The sequence below is a fragment of the Acinetobacter sp. ANC 3781 genome (assembly GCF_004331285.1).
GTDB lineage: Bacteria > Pseudomonadota > Gammaproteobacteria > Pseudomonadales > Moraxellaceae > Acinetobacter.
The window spans coordinates 84,796-105,441 of the sequence record NZ_SJOH01000008.1; the positions used below are offsets into that span (position 1 = coordinate 84,796).

Below are 20,646 nucleotides of genomic sequence, written 5' to 3' on the forward strand. Positions count from 1 at the left end.
TCCTGTACAGATTATTTTTAAGTCAACTTAGCCCGATTCACTTAACCCAAATAGTACGATGCAATTTGATAGGTCAGGAACGACATCAAATAAGCCAGACCAAATAAATAAGCGGTCATAAAGCTCACGGTTTTCCATGAACCTGTTTCACGTTTCACCGTTGCCAAGGTTGCCAGACAATGCGGTGCATAAATAAACCAGACCAAAAGCGATAAACCGGTTGCTAGCGACCAGCCAAGGCTGCCATCACTGCTAATAATAGATGCCAAACCTTGCGATATTGCATCATCATTGGCTGCAGACAAGGCATAAACCGTGCCCAATGCAGCCACCACCACTTCACGTGCCGCCATGGCAGGAATCAAGGCAATACAGATCTGCCAGTTAAAGCCCAGCGGGGCAAAAATCGGTTGCATCACGTGTCCGAGCATACCTGCGAGCGAATAATCAATTGCAGGTAAAGTCGCGCCTTCTGGAGGCTGCGGAAAAGTACACAGGAACCAAAGCAAAATAGACAACGCGAAGATGATGCCACCGACACGTTTCAAGAAAATTTTGCCGCGATCCAGCAAACCAATCCAAATACTTTTCACGTCGGGAAAACGGTAGCTTGGCAATTCCATCAGCAACATATGTTGTGATTTGTCTTTTTGGAAAAACTTTAAGATGAAAGAAACAATCAGTGCGCTGACAATTCCGGCCATGTATAAAGCAAACAGCACCAGACCCTGCAGGTTAAACACACCCCAAACCATATATTCCGGAATAAAGGCGGCAATGAGTAGCGCATATACCGGTAGACGTGCAGAACAGGTCATCAGCGGTGCAACAAAAATCGTGGTTAAACGATCTCGCGGGTCGCTAATACTGCGGGTTGCCATAATTCCAGGGACGGCACAGGCAAAACTGGATAGTAACGGGATAAAGGCACGACCTGAAAGACCGGCTTTAAACATCAGCTTATCCAGCAAGAACGCAGCGCGCGGCAAATAACCTGATTCTTCTAGGACTAGAATGAAGAAGAACAGAATCAAAATTTGTGGCAGGAACACCACCACCCCGCCCGCACCAGCAATGATGCCATCCACCACCAAACTGTTCAGTAGTGGATGTGAAATATGCTGTCCAACGAATTCACCGAACCAACCAAAGAAGGCTTCAATCCCGTCCATAAACGGTGCAGCCCAAGCAAATACCGCCTGGAACACCACAAACATCATCAGCGCAAGACTGACCAAACCGAAGACTGGATGTAAAAATATTTTATCGAGAAAGTCAGAACGCTTATCTTCCTGATCGACTGAATGCACCACATCATGCAAAATCGTGCTGATTTTCTGATGATTGTCGCCAGTTAAGCCACTGAGTTCAGTATGGGGAATCGAATATTTACCTTGATCGAGCGCATTCATCAGGTTTTCAATACCTGAATTACGCACCGCAACCGTTTCCACCACCGGAATACCTAAACGTTCCGCCAATTTTTGCGTATTGATTTGCATGCCACGGCGACGTGCTTCATCCATCATGTTCAGTACAAGCAGAATCGGACGACCCAACGCGATCATTTCCAAAACTAAACCTAAATGCAGTTTCAGATTGGTGGCATCAACCACACATAAGAATGCATCTTGCTGCCCTTCTTCAGCAATTTTTCCTTGTACCACATCGCGGGTAATTGCTTCATCCGGACTGGTCGCATCCAAGCTATAAGTTCCAGGTAAATCCAGAACACGAACCGGTTTACCAGATGGTAAGGTAAACTGCCCGACCTTACGTTCAACTGTGACACCGGCATAATTGGCAACCTTTTGCCGGGTACCGGTCAAATGGTTAAATAATGATGTTTTACCGCAGTTCGGGTTACCTACCAGGGCAATACGTAGCGCATCACTCATGCAGGTGCTCCCTCAAGATTAATTTCAATTTTTTCAGCTTCAACTTTACGCAGTGCGAATCGGGTAAATCCAACTTGAATCAAAATCGGATCACCACCAAAAATACCTTTGGTAATCACCTGGACTTTTGTGCCCGGAACAAAACCTAGAGTTTCTAAACGGCTTGCGACCAAATCGTTTTGAGAAATATTGCCATCTAAAGTTCTGTTGACTTTGCTGATGATGGCCGTTTGTTGCACTTTTAAATCAGATAAACGCACCGCATCTAATCCTAAAATATTTTGAACAGTATACAAACAAATGAGAATAATTACCAAGTAAGGTTTGATTCCAATTCTCATCTGTCTACTCAGATCGACATTCGCAAGGAATTGTTCTAAATTGACCGAAGCCAAGAAAAACTTGGATTTTTCATTCAATGTAGAAGTGTCATGCTTAATAAAAAACCTCGTATTCCTGCTCCGGTGAGCATTCCTGAACATTTAAGTTTTTTACAGGGTTTCCGAGATTATTTAATTGCACAAACCGTCAGTCCGCATACTCGCAATGCCTATCTGTCTGATTTAGTTCAATGTAGTGAATGCAATTCGAATTCAATGCCGGATTGGAACAGTGATGACATTTCTGATGTTCTACTGGCGTTAACCAAACAAGGCAAAAGTCCGCGCTCGATTGCCCGATCACTTTCTGCATTGCGTTCTTTTTATAAGTTTTTACGTGAACAAAAACTTCGCTCCGACAATCCTGTGGCAACCCATAAAACGCCTAAAATTGGCCGTTCACTCCCCAAAGATATCTCTGAAAAAGAAGTGGAAGCCTTAATTCATGCTCCGGATATTGAAACGGCTTTGGGTTTACGTGACCGTGCCATGCTTGAAGTGCTTTATGCTTGTGGGTTACGGGTAACTGAATTACTTAATTTGCGCCTTGAACTGATTAATTTAAAACAGGGCTATTTACGTATTGTCGGTAAAGGTAATAAAGAACGCTTGGTGCCTTTAGGACAAATGGCCTGTGAATGGATTGAGAAATATCTGAATGAAGCACGTCCCAGTTTATATAAATCTGCCACCGACTATGTTTTTTTAACCCAGCACGGCGGCATTATGAGCCGACAAAATTTTTGGTATGCAATCAAACGCTATGCGCTACAAGCAGGCGTACAAGCCGAACTTTCTCCGCATACTTTACGGCATGCCTTTGCCACCCATTTACTCAATCATGGCGCAGACTTACGTGTCGTTCAGATGTTATTGGGGCATAGTGATTTATCTACCACGCAAATTTACACTCATGTTGCCCAAGTTCGAATGCAGCAACTGCATGCTACCCATCACCCGCGTGCTTAGCCTGATCTTCATTGATCATCTAAGACCAAGAAGTGTTAACGAGCCTGGCTTTTTTTTTGTTATGCTAGGCCACCAATTTTTATTTAAAGCTAAAAGAAAGGGTTATTTATGTCATTTACCCGCTCAAAATTTTTTATTGCATCTACCTTGGCAAGCAGTCTGGCAATCACTGCTTGTTCCAACTCAAATAACGATGAAAAGAAGCAAGGTACTTTAACTGCGAGTGCACCTGCAACCGGACAGGCATCGAACATTTCCGAGCGAAATGCACAGCAGCGTTTGATTAACACCTTGCAACAGCACTTTAAAAAAGCCAATATCAATGCCAAAGTGCTGGATATTAAAGCCACTGAAGTACCGAATCTGTATTGGGTCAACCTTGAAGGCATGTCATCTGTTTATGCAACCGCAGATGGGAAATACATTATTCAGGGCGACGTGCTTCGTTTGGGCGACAGCAAAATTCACAATGTCAGTGAAAACCTGCAATCCGCAGCCAACAAAAAGCTTCTGGCTGGCTTAAAAACTGAAGATCTTCTAGTTTATAAGGCGCAAGGTAAAACTAAACATATTGTGTATGTGTTTACCGATGCCAGCTGCCCGTATTGCCATAAACTGCATGAACACATGAGCGAAATTAATGCCAAAGGCATTGAAGTACGTTATATCGCATGGCCACGTGGCGAACAGTTCATGCCAGCCATGGAAAGCGTGTGGTGCAGTGAAGATCGTCAGGCTGCCTTTAACCAGGCCATTGCCGGTGCGCCTCTTGCTCCTGCAACCTGTAAAAACCCAGTCCGGGCGCAATACCAATTGGGTCTGAATATGGGCGTAAATGGTACGCCGGCAATTTACAATGAAGATGGAGTTTATTTAGGCGGATATCTTTCTCCTAGCGAATTGGTAGAACGTTTAAATAACTAATTTTTATTCGTTAAATTACTGTTTTTTATAGTTGAAGATAAAATTATTTCTTTCCTAGAGTCTCATGCTTTTTTTAGCTATGATCTAGGTTCGCTTAAAATTGATTAGATATTGGAGTGTGACGTGAAACCAGTTCGTCTGGCAATCCTCGGTCTTGGTACTGTAGGTGGTGGTGCCCTTAAACTTTTAAAAGAAAACGCTGCTGAGATTAGACGTCGCACCGGGCGAGAAATTGAAATTACCCATGTCGGTACACGTCGTCCGCGTCCTGATTTGGATCTTCCAGAATCTGTAAAACACAGTGCTGATCTGCTCGATATCGTGCGTCAGCCTGATGTCGATGTCGTGGTTGAAGTCATGGGCGGTATCCACCCTGCCTATGAAGTCATTATGGAAGCCATGAAACATGGCAAGCATATTGTGACTGCTAACAAAGCCTTATTGGCTGAACATGGCAATGAACTATTTAAAGCGGCCGAAGACAATGCTGTGCAGATTGCCTATGAAGCAGCAGTTGCCGGCGGCATTCCAATTATCAAAGTGATTCGTGAAGGTCTGGCAGCCAATAAAATTGACTGGTTGGCAGGTATTATTAATGGTACAGGTAACTTCATTTTAAGTGAAATGCGTGAGAAAGGCCGTGCTTTTGAAGATGTGCTGAAAGAAGCGCAAGAACTGGGTTATGCCGAAGCAGATCCTACCTTTGACGTTGAAGGGATTGATGCTGCGCATAAACTGACCATTTTGGCTTCATGTGCATTTGGTATCCCCTTGCAGTTTGATAAAGTCTTTACTGAAGGGATTGGCAAAGTCACGGCACAAGATGTGAAATATGCAGAAGATTTGGGTTTCCGTATTAAACACCTAGGTATTGCACGCCGTACCGATGCAGGTATTGAGTTACGTGTACATCCGACTTTAATTCCAGATGACCAGCTGATTGCCAATGTTAACGGCGTGAAAAATGCTGTTCTGGTCCAAGCCAATGCAGTCGGTCCAACCCTTTATTATGGTGCTGGCGCAGGTGCAGGTCCAACCGCTTCTGCGGTCGTTGCTGATGTAGTCGATATTGTCCGTGATATCATTTATACCGAAGATGGTGCCGGAACCATTCCGCAATTGGCCTTTGAAGCTTTAACGGATTTACCAATTTTAACGCGTGAACAAATGACCACGGGTTACTACATTCGTATCAATGCCGAAGACCAAATGGGCGTCCTTGCAGATGTCACCACGATTTTAAGTCGTGCCGGAATCAGTATTGATGCCATCATGCAGCAGCCACGCTTAAAAGACCTGATTCCGATCGTGATTTTAACCGATCCTATCGTTGAATCAAAAATGGATGAAGCGTTGCAACGAATTCAAGCATTGCCTTTCATTCATGGCGAAATTGTACGAATTCGTTTAGAATCGCTTGATAATTAATCGGGTTGAGGGGAGTGTTACCCCTTGCCAAGCTCTACACACAATTGGAACATCATCATGTCGAATGCCAATCGTTATACTGGTTTAGTTGACCGTTATCGCGACCGTTTACCAGTATCTGCAACCACTCGTGCAATTTCTTTAGGTGAAGGTAATACCCCACTAATTAAGCTTGAGAATATTCCACGCATTATTGGTAAAGACGTTGAAATCTATGTGAAGTACGAAGGCTTAAACCCGACGGGTTCATTTAAAGACCGTGGTATGACCATGGCGGTGACCAAAGCGGTTGAAGAAGGCTCTAAAGCGATTATTTGTGCCTCTACCGGTAACACCTCAGCTGCCGCTGCCGCTTATGCTGCACGCGCAGGCATCAAAGCCTTCGTTTTAATCCCGGAAGGCAAAATTGCTATGGGTAAAATGGCACAGGCAATGATGTACGGTGCAATCACCATGCAAATTCGCGGAAACTTCGATGACGGTATGCGTCTGGTGAAAGAAGTCGCAGATCAAGCCCCAGTTACTATTGTGAACTCAATCAACCCTTACCGTTTGCAGGGTCAAAAAACCATTGCTTATGAAATTGTTGAAGCTTTAGGTCGTGCACCTGATTACCACTGCTTGCCAGTAGGTAACGCGGGTAACATTACTGCACACTGGATGGGTTATACCGAAGCGGTTGCGAATCAGCCTGCCGATCAGTTTGAGCAAGTCATTTACGACGCTGAAACAGATGCTTTCACCGGCCCTAAACCTGCTGGCCTTCCAATCATGGCCGGCTATCAAGCGGCTGGCGCTGCCCCGTTCTTACGTGGCGGTCCGGTGGTTAACCCTGAAACTGTAGCAACTGCGATTCGTATTGGTAACCCGCAAAGCTGGAATCATGCTAAAGCAGTGGTACGTGATTCAAATGGCTGGTTTGATGAACTGACTGATACTGAGATTCTTGAAGCACAGCGTCTACTTTCAATGTACGAAGGCGTGTTCGTAGAACCTGCTTCTGCAGCATCTATCGGTGGTGCCATCCGTGACATTAAAGCCGGAAAAATTAAAGAAGGTTCAGTGATTGTTTGTACTGTTACAGGGAATGGCTTAAAAGACCCGGATACTGCCATCAAACAATGTTCTGATGCCGTAATGTTATCGATTGATGCAACCATGAATGAAGTAAAAGATTCAATTCTTTCAAATATGTAATTCGTTCTTGTCATTAAAAAAAGCCCTGCAATTGCAGGGCTTTTTTAGTTTAGAAGCATTCAAACGTTGAGTAAAATTGAATACTTCCCAGAATCAATATTAAATCCGTTTTGGAAGCTGACTAACCCAGCTCATTAAGCGCGTCGCATCATTGGTTCGTGCAGCAGAAGTATCTGCGCCTAAGAGCACCACCACTGCTGGACGATTGTTTAAGGTGGTATGCATGACGACACAACGTCCTGCTTCATTGATATAACCGGTTTTTGAAATATTGATATTCCAGCCGCCGTTACGTACCAAAGCATTGGTATTGTTTGATTTCAACACTCGATAGCCCAAATTAAAATCATAACTTGGGGTGGTTGAGAATTGACGAATTAGACCGTATTGGGATGCTGTATTGACTAAAATCCCTAAATCACGCGCAGAAGCCACATTGCCTGGATGCAAACCGGTTGACTCTAAATAATGAGTTGAATTCATACCCAAGGCTTTGGCTTTCGCATTCATTGCAGAGATAAAGGTTGCACGACCACCCGGGAAAGTGCGTGCCAATGCAGAAGCGGCAGGATTCTCAGACTTCATCAACGCAAATAAAAGTGCTTCCGCACGATTCATAGTATCGCCAGCGCGTAAAGTTGAACTTGAACTCTTACAGCCTGAACATGAAAAGTCCGCTTGAGTTAAGGTGATTTTTTCCGACATATTTAAACGTGCATCGGCAATCACCACTGCTGTCATCAGCTTGGTAATCGATGCAATCGGAAAAGCAGTATTACTATTCTTACTATATAAAACCTCACCAGTCTGACCGTCCATGACTAAAGCAGCACGGGCATTGACTGAAGGTTGATTGCTATAACCTGAATTATCTAAAATTTGTACAGTTTTAGGCGCAGAATAACTGACTACACCATTAGAACTACGCACCGAAGTAGTAATTTTAGTTGAACCTTGTGGCGTTGGTTCCTCGCTCAATGCCGAACCATCGCCATTGAGTAATTGTTTGGCATCTTCAGAAGACCAATTTAAAGCAGCTTGACCTGTGCCTCCAGAAGCATTCATGACCAGTTCTGCAAAACTGGTTGAACTCATGCTCAGTAAGATAGACATACCTAGCACATGCATTAAAGACTTGTTCGAATTTTTCACGATGTTTTACTCAACTCATGGAGGCAAGATACATTTGTGTATTACCTCAAATATGCCTTACATTTAGACACAAAGGTGAACATTTTTTTAGCTCACGACATTGTGTATAACATTTCACTTAAAGATTAATAATAGGATTGCTAATTTTGTCATTTCATTGCAAGCTTATTTTGCTTTATGTAACAAAAAACATGCTTTTTTTATATGAGGGGAGAAATAGGTGATCACAGTTTTAGTAGTAGATGATCATGAATTGGTACGCACCGGGATTTGCCGAATGCTCGAAGACCATGCGGATGTGCAAGTAATTGGTCAGGCTGAATCTGGAGAAGAAGCGATTACCTTAGTTCGTCACCATCATCCTAATGTGGTTTTACTCGATGTCAATATGCCGGGCATTGGTGGGGTGGAAACTACTCGTCGTTTGTTGCAAACCGCACCTGAAACCAAAGTCGTTGCTGTTAGCGGCCTGGCTGAAGAGCCTTATCCATCCCTGTTGCTCAAAGCAGGCGCAAAAGGTTATATCACTAAGGGCGCACCTGTGACCGAAATGGTTCGTGCCATAAATAAAGTCATGCAAGGGGGCAAATATTTTAGTGCAGATATTGCCGAGCAACTGGCCAGTTCATACCTTTCAGATACCCAGCAATCGCCATTTGATGCGCTGTCTGAACGTGAAATGCAGGTCGCGATGATGGTGGTAAATTGTATTAGTGCCCAAGAAATTGCCGATAAACTTTTTGTCAGTGTCAAAACTGTGAATACCTATCGTTATCGTATTTTTGAAAAATTGAATTTGGATAGTGATGTAAAACTGACTCATTTGGCCATTCGTTATGGGTTGATTAAACCTTAATACTTTTAATATAGCTTCTAGAAGACATGCATGACGCAGAGCACCTCAAATTTTGAGTTTAACCAGTATCATCTAGGCATCTGGTATGGCGCTTATAGACTGATTATTGCGACTTGTCTTCTCCTGATTTTTTCACTCACCAATCAGTATTTAAATACAGAATACCGCTATCCACAGCTCTATCTATACGCTCTCATCTGTTTTGTGGCGATAGGCTGTATGCAACTGCTGAGCCTAAAAAAAATACGCGCCAGAATTCCCCAACAACTGACGCTGTTATTTGCGGTCGATGTCATTGTTTTAAGCTTACTTACTTTAGCAATGGACGGTCCTAATCTTCATTTAAGTCTGCTATTTGTGATTACCATCTTTGCAGCTTCTTTGTTACTCGATGCAAAAAAGGCCTTAATCACAACTCTTTTCGCCGTAATTAGTGTGATTTATCAAATATTTTTAGGCAGTATTTTTGATTTTTCTTCACTCAACAATATCAGTAATAGCGCTTTGTTGGCCTTTCTGTTTTTTGTGGTTTATGGCAGTGCTCAAATTGCGGTACGACGTTTCCAATTACTGGAAAATTTAAATTTTTCGCAATCCTTGGAGCTCAATCGACTGCAAAATTTGAACCGTTATATTCTGGAACAGATTGAACTCGGCTATCTGGTTTTAGATGAAAACTGTCATATCGTGCTGAGCAATCCTGCGGCTTGTCTGCTTTTGGGTATTCCTCCACTCTATGCTTATGACAAATATCCCTTATACAAAATACAACCTGATTTATTTGAACTCATTAAGTTTGACCAGCTGCAAGATGGTGAAAGATTTCAATTCGAGTCACAGCTGAGCCGCTATCATATGCATATTGAAGTGCAGAAATTAATGGTTCCCCATCAGACCCTTACCCTATTGATGCTGCAAGATGCGGGTAAAATTAATCAAAGGGTACAACAATTAAAACTGGCAGCTTTAGGACAATTGTCTGCCAGTATAGCCCATGAAATTCGCAACCCTTTAGCTGCTATTGTTCAAGCCAACGAATTGTTGCCAGATAGTGATCCAGACCAACAAAACCTATTAAGTCAGATGATTGCAAAACAAGCACAGCGTATTGACCGTATTGTGCAAGACACCTTGAACATGGTGCGAAATAGAGAAACGTATCCTGTACAGATTCAGCTGAATCAATTTATTCCCCAAATGATCCAGGAAGATTTATCTGATATCATCAACCAGATTCGATGCACCATACCAAATAAAATTTCGATTACTTTTGATGAAGCACAATTTCGCCAAGTACTGATTAACCTGATCCGTAATGCAATTCGGCACAATTCACCTGAGCATTCACATATTGAATTAAATATTTATTCACATGGAACCAATGTCCGAATTGAAGTTCGAGATTTTGGCTCAGGTGTGGCATCTCAAGATTTGACCTACCTATTTCAACCTTTTTTTAGTACCGAAATCACGGGAACTGGTTTAGGATTATACTTATCACATAGTTTTTGTGAGGCGAACCAAGCAAAACTGGACTATGTAGAACAAAAACAAGGGGCATGCTTTCGAATAGAATGCCTGGATGGTGCTTTAAATTAATAGTGTTGGGGTATGATTTTGGAACGACAACCAATTGTTTTATTAGTAGATGATGAGGAAGATTTGTGTACTTTAATGCAAATGTCTTTATCACGTATGGGCATCAAGACCCATATCGCATATCGTCTTGAACAGGCAAAAAAACTTTTATCTGACAATAGTTATGATGCCTGTCTAACCGATTTGAATTTACCGGATGGCAATGGGCTCCAATTGGTAGAATGGATTAGCCAGCATCTTCCAGCACTTCCTGTGGCTGTGCTCACTGCCTATGGCAATATGGAAATTGCAATTGCCGCATTAAAAGCCGGTGCTTTTGATTTTGTCAGCAAACCGATTAATCAGAAACACCTGGAACAACTCTTACAAAAAGCGTTGAACAAACCGGTCGAAAATTTTCAAAGTAAAGAAGATACGCTGGAACAAAAATTATTAATTGGCCAATCCCTGCCGATTCAGCAATTACGCGTTACCTTAAATAAAATTGCACGTTCTCAAGCGCCTGTATTTATTACCGGTGAATCTGGAACCGGAAAAGAAGTGATTGCCAATCTGGTGCATCGACTTAGTAATCGCAATGAAGGTCCTTTTATTGCAATTAACTGTGGTGCTATTCCAACGGAATTGATGGAAAGTGAGCTGTTTGGGCATAAGAAAGGCAGCTTTACCGGTGCAACTCAAGACAAACAAGGTCTGATCCAATCTGCACATGGGGGTAGTCTATTTTTAGATGAAATTGCTGAATTACCTTTAACCATGCAGGTCAAACTGCTGCGTGCGGTACAGGAAAAACGGATTCGTCCCGTCGGTTCAGATGCTGAAATTGATGTGGATTTCCGTGTCATTAGTGCCAGCCATCAGGATTTGGAAGCATTAGTACAACAAGGCAGATTTCGCCAAGATTTATTCTTCCGTATTCATGTGATGGATCTTGTGCTTCCACCACTACGTGAACGGGGTGATGATATTATTTTATTGGCGCATCATTTTATTCAAAAAATTAGCCAAGAATGGGGTATTCCTGCAAAACAACTGACTGAACGCGCGAAAAACTTTTTGCTGAACCAGTATTATCCGGGCAATGTCCGTGAGCTACGTAATATTATGGAACGCGCCATTACCCTTAGTGATGAGGATAAAATTGATTTACCTCATTTACAAAGTGCACCGCTACGTTATCCAACAGCCGCACCTTCAGATCATCAGCAAGAAGCCAGCCCTGCTTTTCGTAGTGAAATCTTAGTTTCTGCTAAAAAGTTACCCGATGAAGGTTTAGAACTTTATCTGGAAAATATTGAGAAAGATATTTTACTCAATGCGCTAAACTTAACCCATTGGAACAGAACACTGGCAGCCAAAAAACTGGGGATGTCTTTCCGCTCTTTACGTTACCGCTTAAAGAAATTTGGCTTGGATACCGATGATGAATAAATGCTTATTTACGGTTTAGAATGATTTCTGCAACATGTTCAAGATAGTTTTCTTCTTTCATCTCATGTTGCAGCAGGTATTGTTGATTCGGCTGAATCCCCACACCTTCAATCATCTGCCCTTTCGGAGTGTAATAATGCGATACCGTCATCTGTAAGGCGGCACCGTTGGAAAGCGGAAAAAGTTTTTGTACCACGCCTTTGCCATAGCTCTTCTCACCGACGACCCAGGCACGGCCATGGTCTTTCATTGCGGCAGTAAAGACTTCAGCGGCTGAGGCAGAACGGTTATTGATTAAAATGCCCAGCTTTAAATTTTGAAATTCCAAACTCGGTAAAGCTTGAAATTGCTGATCCCCTTCAGAACGGCTTTTGGTAGAAACAATCACCCCTTGATTCAAAAACAAGTCAGCAGATTCAACCGCAGCAGACAATAATCCGCCTGGATTATTTCTTAAATCAAGCAACACTGCCTTAAGACGCGAGGAAGAGTGCTCTTCAATCAAGCGTTTAATTTCATTGGCAGTATCTTGCTGGAAAACTTTAACTTTGATCACTAAAACCTGATTTTGCAGAATATTGGCTTGGATATCGGTTTCTATTTTCTTATTACGCACCAAACTCATTGGAGCGCTATTCGGTGCCAGTTGCAAGGTTAAGGTCGAACCAATCGAACCATTCAGCAGGCTATTGACCTGATCATGGTTGAGTTTTTTCAGTTCTTGATCATCAATCTTAAATACCGTTACGCCATTGCGTAAACCTTGCTTGGTAGAATCAGCATTGTTCTTTAAACCTTGAATGACCCATTGATGTAACTGCTGATCATAAATCAGTTCAAAATCGACAGAGGCAATATCGCCTTCGGTATATTGTAGTAGCTGCTTATAATCTTCAGGACTCAAGTAGCGGGAATAACGGTCCAGGCCACTAACCAGGCCTTTAATCGCCTGCTGAAATAATGCATCATCATTTTTAGCATCAACATAATTTTCTTTGACAATGCTATAAATCTGAACAAATTGCTGAATCGATTCCACTGGAATTTCAGCATAATTCTGTTCTACTTCCTCATCAAAATCCAGAACAGGCTGATCTTTCACTGCAGCAAGTGCAGAATGGCTCACACAGATGAACAACGTTGTTAAAGCGACAACCATCTTCCAGCGTTGTAAAACCATCCTTCCACCTGTTTATCGGGTTAATTTTATGATTTTAAAGTAATCAAATTACGACCTTTCATTTCTTCAGGTACAGGAATTTGCATGAGGCTCAACAAGGTTGGTGCAACATCTGCAAGCACACCACCTTCCGCAATAGTCGCTGAAGTGGGTCCCACATAAATGAAGGGAACCAGTTCAGTGGTATGTTGAGTATGTACCTGACCACTGTGATAGTCCTGCATTTGCTCGACATTACCATGGTCAGCGGTAATCAGCATATGGCCTTTTTGTGCCATTACTGCTTCATATACCCGACCTAAACAGGTATCCACTGCTTCAACCGCTTTCACGGCGGCATCAAAGACACCGGTATGGCCCACCATATCACCATTGGCAAAGTTCACCACCAACAAGTCATATTCACCCGAGTTAATTGCAGCAACCAGTTCATCGGTCACTTCATAAGCACTCATTTCAGGCTTAAGATCATAAGTTGCAATATTTGGTGATGGAATCAGGATACGTTTTTCACCCGGATATTCATCTTCACGGCCACCACTGAAGAAGAAAGTCACGTGCGCATATTTTTCAGTTTCCGCAATACGCAGTTGGGTTTTACCCAAATTCGACAAGTATTCGCCAATCGAGTTTTTCAACGCTTCCGGCATATAGGCCACAGGTGCATCAATGGTCGCTTGATAACGGGTGAGCATCACAAATTTAGACAGGTTTGGAACCACTTTACGTTCAAAACCGGTAAACTCTTTTTCGACAAAGGCTTTGGTAATTTCACGTGCACGATCGGCACGGAAATTCATAAATACAACGCTGTCGCCATCCTGGATTTTAGCCAGCTCGCCAATACGCGTAGCTTTCACAAATTCATCCGACTCATTTGCCGCATAGGCTTGTTCCAGACCTTCAACTGCTGTTGCTGCGGTACGTGCGGCTTCCCCTTCAGTCAATAGACGGTAGGCTTGTTCAACACGATCCCAACGATTGTCACGGTCCATGGCAAAGTAACGACCAATCATGCTCGCAATACGACCTTGACCCGGATACTGGGCAAAAACCGCATCTAATTTTTCTAAAGACGGTTGCGCGCTTTTCGGTGGCGTATCACGCCCATCCAGGAAAGCATGCAGATACACTTTCGCCCCACCTTTCAATGCCAATTCACACATGGCAACAATATGGTCTTCATGCGCATGCACGCCACCTTGTGACAGCAAGCCCAAGATATGTACTGCGCCATTTGCAGCTTTGGCTTTCTCTACCGCATCAATCAAAACGTCATGCTCAAAAAAAGCACCAGTACGAATGTCCTTGGTAATGCGGGTGAAATCCTGATACAGCACACGACCTGCACCCAGGTTCATATGACCCACTTCAGAGTTGCCCATTTGACCATCAGGCAGACCGACATCTTCGCCCGAACCAGAAATCAAACCATGGGGATGCTTTTGTTGCATAGCAGTTAAATTAGGTCGTTTTGCTGCCAGGAAAGCATTGTCTTCGACCGCTTCGCGATGACCCACACCATCCATAATTACCAATACGTGAGGGATTTTGCCAGCAGTTGCATCCGTCATAATGAACACTCTTTTGTTTACAATTTCATCAGTATATCTTACCGAATTTTCGGTCAAGACTCTATGTGCAGATCAGGACTAAAGCTGATCATGCACCTTGTTTATCATTCTCTATTCAACAGTTAACGTGCACGGCGCAGTAAATAGCCGCCTACCAGCATCATCAGCACAATTGGTACAAATACGAACCATGCCGGTGAAGGTGAATACACCAAACTTGCATAGCCCAAGAAGTCTTGCAGATAGAAGAATCCTAAGCCAATAAACAAGGCAATCACCAAACGGAAACCCATCGACTGTTGACGTAAGGGACCAAAAATAAAGGAACAGGCAATCAGTACCAAGGCAATTAAAGCAAATGGCGAACCGACTTTTTGCCAAAATGCCAGCTTATAGGTTTTCGGCACCTGGCTGTATTCATGCATGTAGCTCATAAAACTTATTAATTGGCTAGGTGATAAATCTTCGGGGTCAATAGTGACCATATGCACGTATTTTGGCTGTAGGGCTAAAGCCAGAGGAAGCTGATCAGTTTTGACCAAGGTTGAATTACCTTGCGGCAAAATATCCATTTGTGAAGCAGTCTTTAGATTCCAATCACCATCTTTAACGAACTGACCTTGTTCTGCATTTAGAACCCCTTTCAAGTGATAACTGTCATCAAAGTCTACGACTTGAACATGTTTCAGTTGCCCTTGTGCATTGGCATAATCAATATAAATAAAACGCTGACCTTCGCGGGTCCAATAACCGCTGACTTCACCCAGTGAACTTACACTCCGGTGATCTTTCACGCTTTTGGCTTGCTCATTGGTATAAGGAATTACCCATTCACTCAGGACAAAGGATAAAACCACCAGAATTAGAGCCGAACGAATCACCCAGCCTACAATACGCCATAGACTCACTCCCACCGAACGCATCACCACCAGTTCGCTATTAGACGCTAAAGCCCCTAAACCGAGAACAGCACCAATTAAGGCAGAAATAGGTAAAATTTCATATAAATAGCGGGGTGCACCCCATAACACATAGAGAAATGCCTGCCAGGCACCATAGTTTTCATTCAGTGAACCCAATTCACCCAAATAGGTAAACAGCACTTGTAAAACAGAAAGCACTGCTGTGGCCCCCAGCATGGCCAATGCCGTGGTTTTGGTCACATGTTTGGCAATTATTCGACGTGCTAACATTTTTAAGACCTCGCCTGCTGAATTCGTTTCTTGATTTTAGGGGCGAGCTTTTGTTTTCTGGAGAACAATGCTCCAGCAATGCCATACACGACCAAGACCAAAGGATATGCCCAGATTCCTAACTCATCTTTACTGACACGTGTTTTCAATGCCATGAGTGCCACAATCAAACTGGCGAAAATCAGCAAGGCGGGGAATAGTTTTAAATAACGTCCTTGACGGGGAGTCACTTCTGAAAGTGCGATCGCCAGGATCAAAGCCACAAGTACTGAAAATGGCACGAAGATCCGCCAGCCCAATTCACTCGCCACAACCGGATCGGTACGGTTGTTCCAGAGCTTGCCAATCGGCAATGCTTCCACTTCTGCACTTTCAAATTTGGCTTCAGCATCACTTTCTAAACGTAAACGATAGGACTGAAACTCTGCTTGGGTATATTTTGGTTTTCCCGGAAAAATTTCGTAACGGCGGCCTTCAGATAAATCGACAATACTGGCCGTTTCATTGGCCACTTCTACACGAGTGGCTTCTTTTGCCAGAATCATGACATCCGGTTTACCTGGTTTTTCCGCGCGTTGATAGAAAAACACATCTTTAAGATTACGCCGGTCTTCTGACAAATCTCCAGCATAAATGGTATAGGGACCGGAGGAAATAAACTCTTTGGGACGCACCAAATCGAAACCGGTTCTGACCGCCTGATTGGTGGTCAACTCTTCAAACTGACGCAGCCCCCAAGGAGACATCCAGACCATCAAGACAGTTTGAACAGCCAGAAATACCACGGTCAGCGGAATCAGTAACCTTCCCAACTGATGGCGACTGACGCCACTGCCGTTCATTACCGCCATTTCATGGTCGACATACAAACGGCCAAATACCAGCATCAAACCGATAAAAAAGCCCAGTGGAAGAATCAGGGTTAAAAATTCCGGTAGCCGATAACCAATAATACTGAACAAAATACTGACATCTAAACGACCTTGTGCCGCAATGCCAAAGTACTTGATCAGTCGACCACCCATCATGATCAAGGTAAGCAAGGCAATCACAACCAAGGATGTAGACACCACTTGCTTGACCAGATAACGCCGAATAATCAAATTAATTCTTCCAAAAAAGAGGCTAATAAAAACTAGCGCTAGTTTACCCGAATGTTGAAAATATAAAACCTATACTGTTGTTGCGCATTGAAACTCTATTCATAGAAATGTTTCAATGGTTTAATGGTTTGCAAACTTTTAAAGGCATGAATACAGAACATGAAACTGACAATTAATACGTCATTCCAAGAGAATGCATCTAGTCCATTTTTGTTGATATTAGTCGATTCTGAACAGCTTCAAAAGCCAGCGACTACTTATGAAATCAATGATTTAAATACATTAGTAGAAGCAGCCCAATTTAAAGCCAGCCTAACTGAATCGCTGCCCCTGATTGGGAAAGTGGCGGCATGTACCAACAGTGCCCTGATTGGTATTGATAAGGCAGCTGAAATTCAACCGGCCAAATTAGCAAAAATCGCACAAACTATTATCAAAGCGTCACAAAAAAAATTCAAACAGATCAGCATTGATATTTCTGCCTTGGCGCCAGAACAACATTATTTATTTGCCTTGGCTTTAACTCAAGCCAGTTATGCTTTTGATGAATATAAATCGAAGAAAAATGAATTCGTTCTAGAAGAGATTCATCTTATTTCAAGTAACAGTACTTTAAATGCACAACAACTCAGCCTGATTCACGCGGTGCAATCGGGCCAAAACCTGGCTCGTGATTTGGGTAATCGTCCGGGCAATATCTGTTTCCCTGAATATCTGGCAGAACAGGCGCAAGCCTTGGCGGCAGAATATCCGGATCTGTTAAAAGTAACCGTTCTTGATGAACAGCAAATGGCCGATCTCGGCATGGGCGCGTTCCTGGCAGTCAGCAAAGGTTCAGATCGTCCAGGACGCATCATTACCATGGAATACCAGACCAATGCCGAACAGGCACCAATCGTGCTGGTGGGTAAAGGGGTAACTTTTGATACCGGCGGTATTTCACTCAAACCAGGCGCTGGCATGGATGAAATGAAATTCGATATGTGTGGTGCTGCTTCTGTACTCGGTACGATGCGTGCGCTGTGTGAATCAAAACTTCCGATTCATGTTGTGGGTACAATTGCGGCTGCTGAAAACATGCCGTCGGGTCATGCGACACGCCCGGGTGATATCGTGACCACCATGAGCGGTCAAACCGTCGAAATTTTAAATACCGATGCGGAAGGCCGTTTGGTGTTATGCGATACGCTGACCTATATCAAACGTTTTAATCCTGCGCTGGTGATTGATATCGCAACCTTGACTGGTGCATGTGTGGTTGCTTTAGGTTCTGTTCTAACCGGTATGTTTACATCGGATGATGAACTTGCAGCTGAAATTACCGCTGCAGGTCAAACCTCATTTGACCGCGTATGGCGCATGCCGGTGATTGAAGATTATCAGGAACAACTGGATTCTCCATTTGCTGACATTGCCAACATTGGTGGGCCTAAAGCCGGTGCTGTAACTGCCGCATGTTTCTTGCAACGCTTCACCCGTGAATATCGCTGGGCACATTTAGATATTGCCGGAACAGCATGGAACTCAGGTACAGCCAAGGGTGCAACTGGCCGCCCTGTTCCATTACTGATTCAATTCTTGGCAAACCGTGCGCAGTCGAATGGCTAAAGTTAGCTTTTATCTATTTGAAAAAAGTAATGAGCGGCAAGTGGAAAGCACTTGCCGTTTGTGCCGCAAAATTCTGAAACAATCGGAACATATCTGGTTATATTGTTCCGACACAAAATTGCAGCAACAGCTTGATGAACAATTATGGAGTTTTGATCCTAGCAGCTTTATTCCGCATGGGATTGATCAGGAACATGCTCCTATTTGTATTTCATCTCGACTGCCGGAACAATCTGACTGGATTGTGTTTAATTTTAACAATCAAGCGCTTGAACAGATTGATAAATTTAGTCACATTATAGAAATCATCGAAAATAATGAATCGGCAAAACAACTGGGTCGCGAAAAATTTAAACAATACCGACGTCTAGGTATTGAGCCGCGAACTTTCAAGCTTTAGCCGGTCAATTGAAATAAGGAGATACGGGGTGGCATTAAATGTCGGTCAAGATTTTAAACAGCGCTGGTTAGATGTGCCTGAAGCTGTTCGTCAGGTATTTATTGATGACCTACACCGTGTCTGCAATGTGCTGAAACCTGAAACCAATATCCAAAAGTGGTTGGAAAAGGATAAAGAAGCACAACAACACTCTTTTGAGAGAATTGAGCGTGCATATGTAGAACGTAAGGCACAACTGATTGAAGAAGCACGCATTCGCAAGCAGCTTGCGCTAGAAAAATCTCTGGAAAATAAACGTGCTGAACAAGTTGCTTATGCTCAAGCCTTGCAGCTAGATGAAGCTCGACAGTTTGCCGAACAAACCCAAACCTTGGCCTTTATCCGGCAAACTTTAGAGCACGAAACCCATGTTTATACAGCACGTTATCATAAAAATCCTGAAGGCTCAGCACTGAATTTTTCTAAAGGCATGCGGTCGATTCCTGACACTGCAATGCTATCCGAACTGGAAAGCGTGCGTTTACGTCTCGAATTAGAAGCTGAAACCTTGATTGAACAGGCGGTTACGGTATTTCGTGCCAAGTTACATCAAGCCAGCCAAGACGAAATTGACTACATTTTGAAAAACTCTGATTTATCGACAGAGAAACCAAAGCACTAATTTCTCATCGCAATTTATCCAGACTATTTTTCCACTGTCATATAAATGACATGTTTATGTCACAAGATAGTCATATCTTTGAATCAATTCATTTAAAGATATTGCTATTTTGATACTTAAACATAATCTTATTCAGGAAGAAAAAATGGATATCTTGAAGCAAATTTCCACTCAAATTGCTGCACTGGATTCGGGTCAAAAATGGCGTGTATCTGCTCAAGATTTATGGATAAGCCATGCCGACTTCCATTCAGTTTCGATTTATATTGTCCGTGAAGCTGAAAAAGGCCAATTTTCTGTTTCTATACCTGCTGCATTAAGCTCTTCGGTAGGAAGTACTGCTGTCACAATTACCAAATACTGAAACAGACCAGTCAAAACAGTCTACTTTGGTGGGCTATTTTTATTTTAATATTTTGATTAGATTTTTTATTCAATTTAATCAAATCCAAACATGATCTAAATATTTAAAACCTAAAATAAATCTACGGCAATTCCCAGCATATTGCCTACGCCATAGCCGATCCCTAATAACAGACTAATCCAGATCAGTCCGCCTACCACGTTATAAAGCATAAAACTGAAAATACTCATATGCCCGGCTCCGGCAGCAAAGGGTGCAAATGAACGCACAAATGGCACAAAACGAGCCACCAGAATGGTTTTTCCACCATGCTTGGTAAAATAATGATTGGTTTTGACAATATATTCAGGCTTCAAAAACCGTGAATGTTCATGAAAAAATTTAAATCCCAGCACCTGACCGGTATAATAATTAACGGTATAACCCAATACCGAAGCGCTAAAAAGCAATAGCCCCATGTAGTTTAAATGGATCACATCTGTAGTTGAACAAAGTGCACCAATGCCAATCAGCAAACTGTCCCCAGGCAAGAAAAACATAAATACAGAGCCGGTTTCTGCAAAAATAATCAGAAATAAAATGGCGTAAATCCATAGACCATAGTTGTCCAGCAAAGTCGGCAACCATTGTTCAATATGCATTAAAAAATCAAGCATTCGCACAAATCCACTTTAGCCACATGATCTAACCCGCCCACTAAAAAACCTAAATAAAAATAGAAAACAGTCT

Annotated in this window: 19 protein-coding genes; 11 read left to right on the forward strand and 8 right to left on the reverse strand. The window is 42.8% G+C overall.

Annotation, left to right across the window (positions count from 1 at the left end):
* Positions 1–41: 41 nt before the first annotated feature.
* Together feoB and E0H89_RS07730 are read right to left on the reverse strand one after the other, a co-directional pair.
* The gene (gene feoB / locus E0H89_RS07725) at positions 42–1,898 is read right to left on the reverse strand and encodes a ferrous iron transporter B (RefSeq protein WP_131216067.1); all 1,857 of its coding nucleotides are present in this window, start codon (positions 1,896–1,898) and stop codon (positions 42–44) included.
* Positions 1,895–2,158: a FeoA family protein gene (locus E0H89_RS07730; RefSeq protein WP_131216113.1), complete on the reverse strand. Its 264-nt coding sequence runs from the start codon at positions 2,156–2,158 to the stop codon at positions 1,895–1,897. Before E0H89_RS07730 ends, feoB begins: the two co-directional genes overlap by 4 nt.
* A 171-nt stretch (positions 2,159–2,329) precedes the next feature.
* On the opposite strand from E0H89_RS07730, the gene xerD reads away from it, so the two are divergent.
* The 4 genes from xerD to thrC all read left to right on the forward strand — a co-directional run bounded on the left by xerD (position 2,330) and on the right by thrC (position 6,796).
* The gene (xerD, locus tag E0H89_RS07735; protein ID WP_131216068.1) at positions 2,330–3,247 is read left to right on the forward strand and encodes a site-specific tyrosine recombinase XerD; all 918 of its coding nucleotides are present in this window, start codon (positions 2,330–2,332) and stop codon (positions 3,245–3,247) included.
* Positions 3,248–3,355: 108 nt separating this feature from the next.
* Complete coding sequence (locus tag E0H89_RS07740; protein WP_131216069.1) at positions 3,356–4,171, forward strand: DsbC family protein; 816 nt, start codon at positions 3,356–3,358, stop codon at positions 4,169–4,171.
* Positions 4,172–4,294: 123 nt separating this feature from the next.
* A complete protein-coding gene (locus tag E0H89_RS07745) occupies positions 4,295–5,599 on the forward strand; it encodes a homoserine dehydrogenase (protein ID WP_131216070.1) in 1,305 nt (434 codons plus the stop codon).
* Positions 5,600–5,656: 57 nt separating this feature from the next.
* Positions 5,657–6,796, forward strand: coding sequence for a threonine synthase (gene thrC, locus E0H89_RS07750; protein WP_131216071.1), 1,140 nt, complete (start codon positions 5,657–5,659; stop codon positions 6,794–6,796).
* A 99-nt stretch (positions 6,797–6,895) separates the two neighbouring features.
* Here thrC and pbpG read toward each other — a convergent pair whose 3' ends face one another.
* Complete coding sequence (gene pbpG, locus E0H89_RS07755) at positions 6,896–7,948, reverse strand: D-alanyl-D-alanine endopeptidase PBP7/8 (RefSeq protein WP_131216072.1); 1,053 nt, start codon at positions 7,946–7,948, stop codon at positions 6,896–6,898.
* 220 nt (positions 7,949–8,168) lie between these two features.
* On the opposite strand from pbpG, the gene gacA reads away from it, so the two are divergent.
* Genes gacA through E0H89_RS07770 form a run of 3 tightly spaced genes read left to right on the forward strand, consistent with a single transcriptional unit; the run spans position 8,169 to position 11,834 of the window.
* A complete protein-coding gene (gene gacA, locus E0H89_RS07760; protein ID WP_067722434.1) occupies positions 8,169–8,804 on the forward strand; it encodes a response regulator transcription factor GacA in 636 nt (211 codons plus the stop codon).
* A gap of 30 nt (positions 8,805–8,834) precedes the next feature.
* Positions 8,835–10,403: a sensor histidine kinase gene (locus E0H89_RS07765; protein WP_131216073.1), complete on the forward strand. Its 1,569-nt coding sequence runs from the start codon at positions 8,835–8,837 to the stop codon at positions 10,401–10,403.
* 15 nt (positions 10,404–10,418) lie between these two features.
* Positions 10,419–11,834 (forward strand): sigma-54-dependent transcriptional regulator, encoded by a 1,416-nt coding sequence (locus E0H89_RS07770; protein ID WP_171459145.1) that lies wholly within the window; start codon positions 10,419–10,421, stop codon positions 11,832–11,834.
* Positions 11,835–11,838: 4 nt separating this feature from the next.
* Here the strand turns inward: E0H89_RS07770 and E0H89_RS07775 are convergent, their stop codons facing one another.
* The 4 genes from E0H89_RS07775 to lptF all read right to left on the reverse strand — a co-directional run bounded on the left by E0H89_RS07775 (position 11,839) and on the right by lptF (position 16,884).
* On the reverse strand, positions 11,839–13,014 hold the full coding sequence (locus E0H89_RS07775) for a S41 family peptidase (RefSeq protein ID WP_131216075.1): 1,176 nt from the start codon (positions 13,012–13,014) through the stop codon (positions 11,839–11,841).
* Positions 13,015–13,040: 26 nt separating this feature from the next.
* Positions 13,041–14,588, reverse strand: coding sequence for a 2,3-bisphosphoglycerate-independent phosphoglycerate mutase (gene gpmI / locus E0H89_RS07780; protein WP_131216076.1), 1,548 nt, complete (start codon positions 14,586–14,588; stop codon positions 13,041–13,043).
* A 122-nt stretch (positions 14,589–14,710) separates the two neighbouring features.
* Positions 14,711–15,781, reverse strand: coding sequence for an LPS export ABC transporter permease LptG (lptG, locus tag E0H89_RS07785; protein WP_131216077.1), 1,071 nt, complete (start codon positions 15,779–15,781; stop codon positions 14,711–14,713).
* Positions 15,782–15,783: 2 nt separating this feature from the next.
* Positions 15,784–16,884: an LPS export ABC transporter permease LptF gene (lptF, locus tag E0H89_RS07790; protein ID WP_131216078.1), complete on the reverse strand. Its 1,101-nt coding sequence runs from the start codon at positions 16,882–16,884 to the stop codon at positions 15,784–15,786.
* A gap of 159 nt (positions 16,885–17,043) precedes the next feature.
* Here lptF and E0H89_RS07795 point away from each other — a divergent pair, with 159 nt between their 5' ends.
* From E0H89_RS07795 to E0H89_RS07810, 4 genes are all read left to right on the forward strand, one after another.
* Positions 17,044–18,492, forward strand: coding sequence for a leucyl aminopeptidase (locus tag E0H89_RS07795; protein WP_131216079.1), 1,449 nt, complete (start codon positions 17,044–17,046; stop codon positions 18,490–18,492).
* On the forward strand, positions 18,485–18,892 hold the full coding sequence (locus E0H89_RS07800; protein ID WP_131216080.1) for a DNA polymerase III subunit chi: 408 nt from the start codon (positions 18,485–18,487) through the stop codon (positions 18,890–18,892). Before E0H89_RS07795 ends, E0H89_RS07800 begins: the two co-directional genes overlap by 8 nt.
* Positions 18,893–18,920: 28 nt before the next feature.
* A complete protein-coding gene (gene blhA, locus E0H89_RS07805) occupies positions 18,921–19,553 on the forward strand; it encodes a cell division protein BlhA (protein WP_131216081.1) in 633 nt (210 codons plus the stop codon).
* Between the two features lie 145 nt (positions 19,554–19,698).
* The gene (locus E0H89_RS07810; RefSeq protein WP_131216082.1) at positions 19,699–19,917 is read left to right on the forward strand and encodes a hypothetical protein; all 219 of its coding nucleotides are present in this window, start codon (positions 19,699–19,701) and stop codon (positions 19,915–19,917) included.
* Between the two features lie 110 nt (positions 19,918–20,027).
* On the opposite strand, the gene E0H89_RS07815 is transcribed toward E0H89_RS07810, so the two are convergent.
* Positions 20,028–20,573 (reverse strand): VTT domain-containing protein, encoded by a 546-nt coding sequence (locus tag E0H89_RS07815; RefSeq protein WP_131216083.1) that lies wholly within the window; start codon positions 20,571–20,573, stop codon positions 20,028–20,030.
* Between the last annotated feature and the right edge of the window lie 73 nt (positions 20,574–20,646).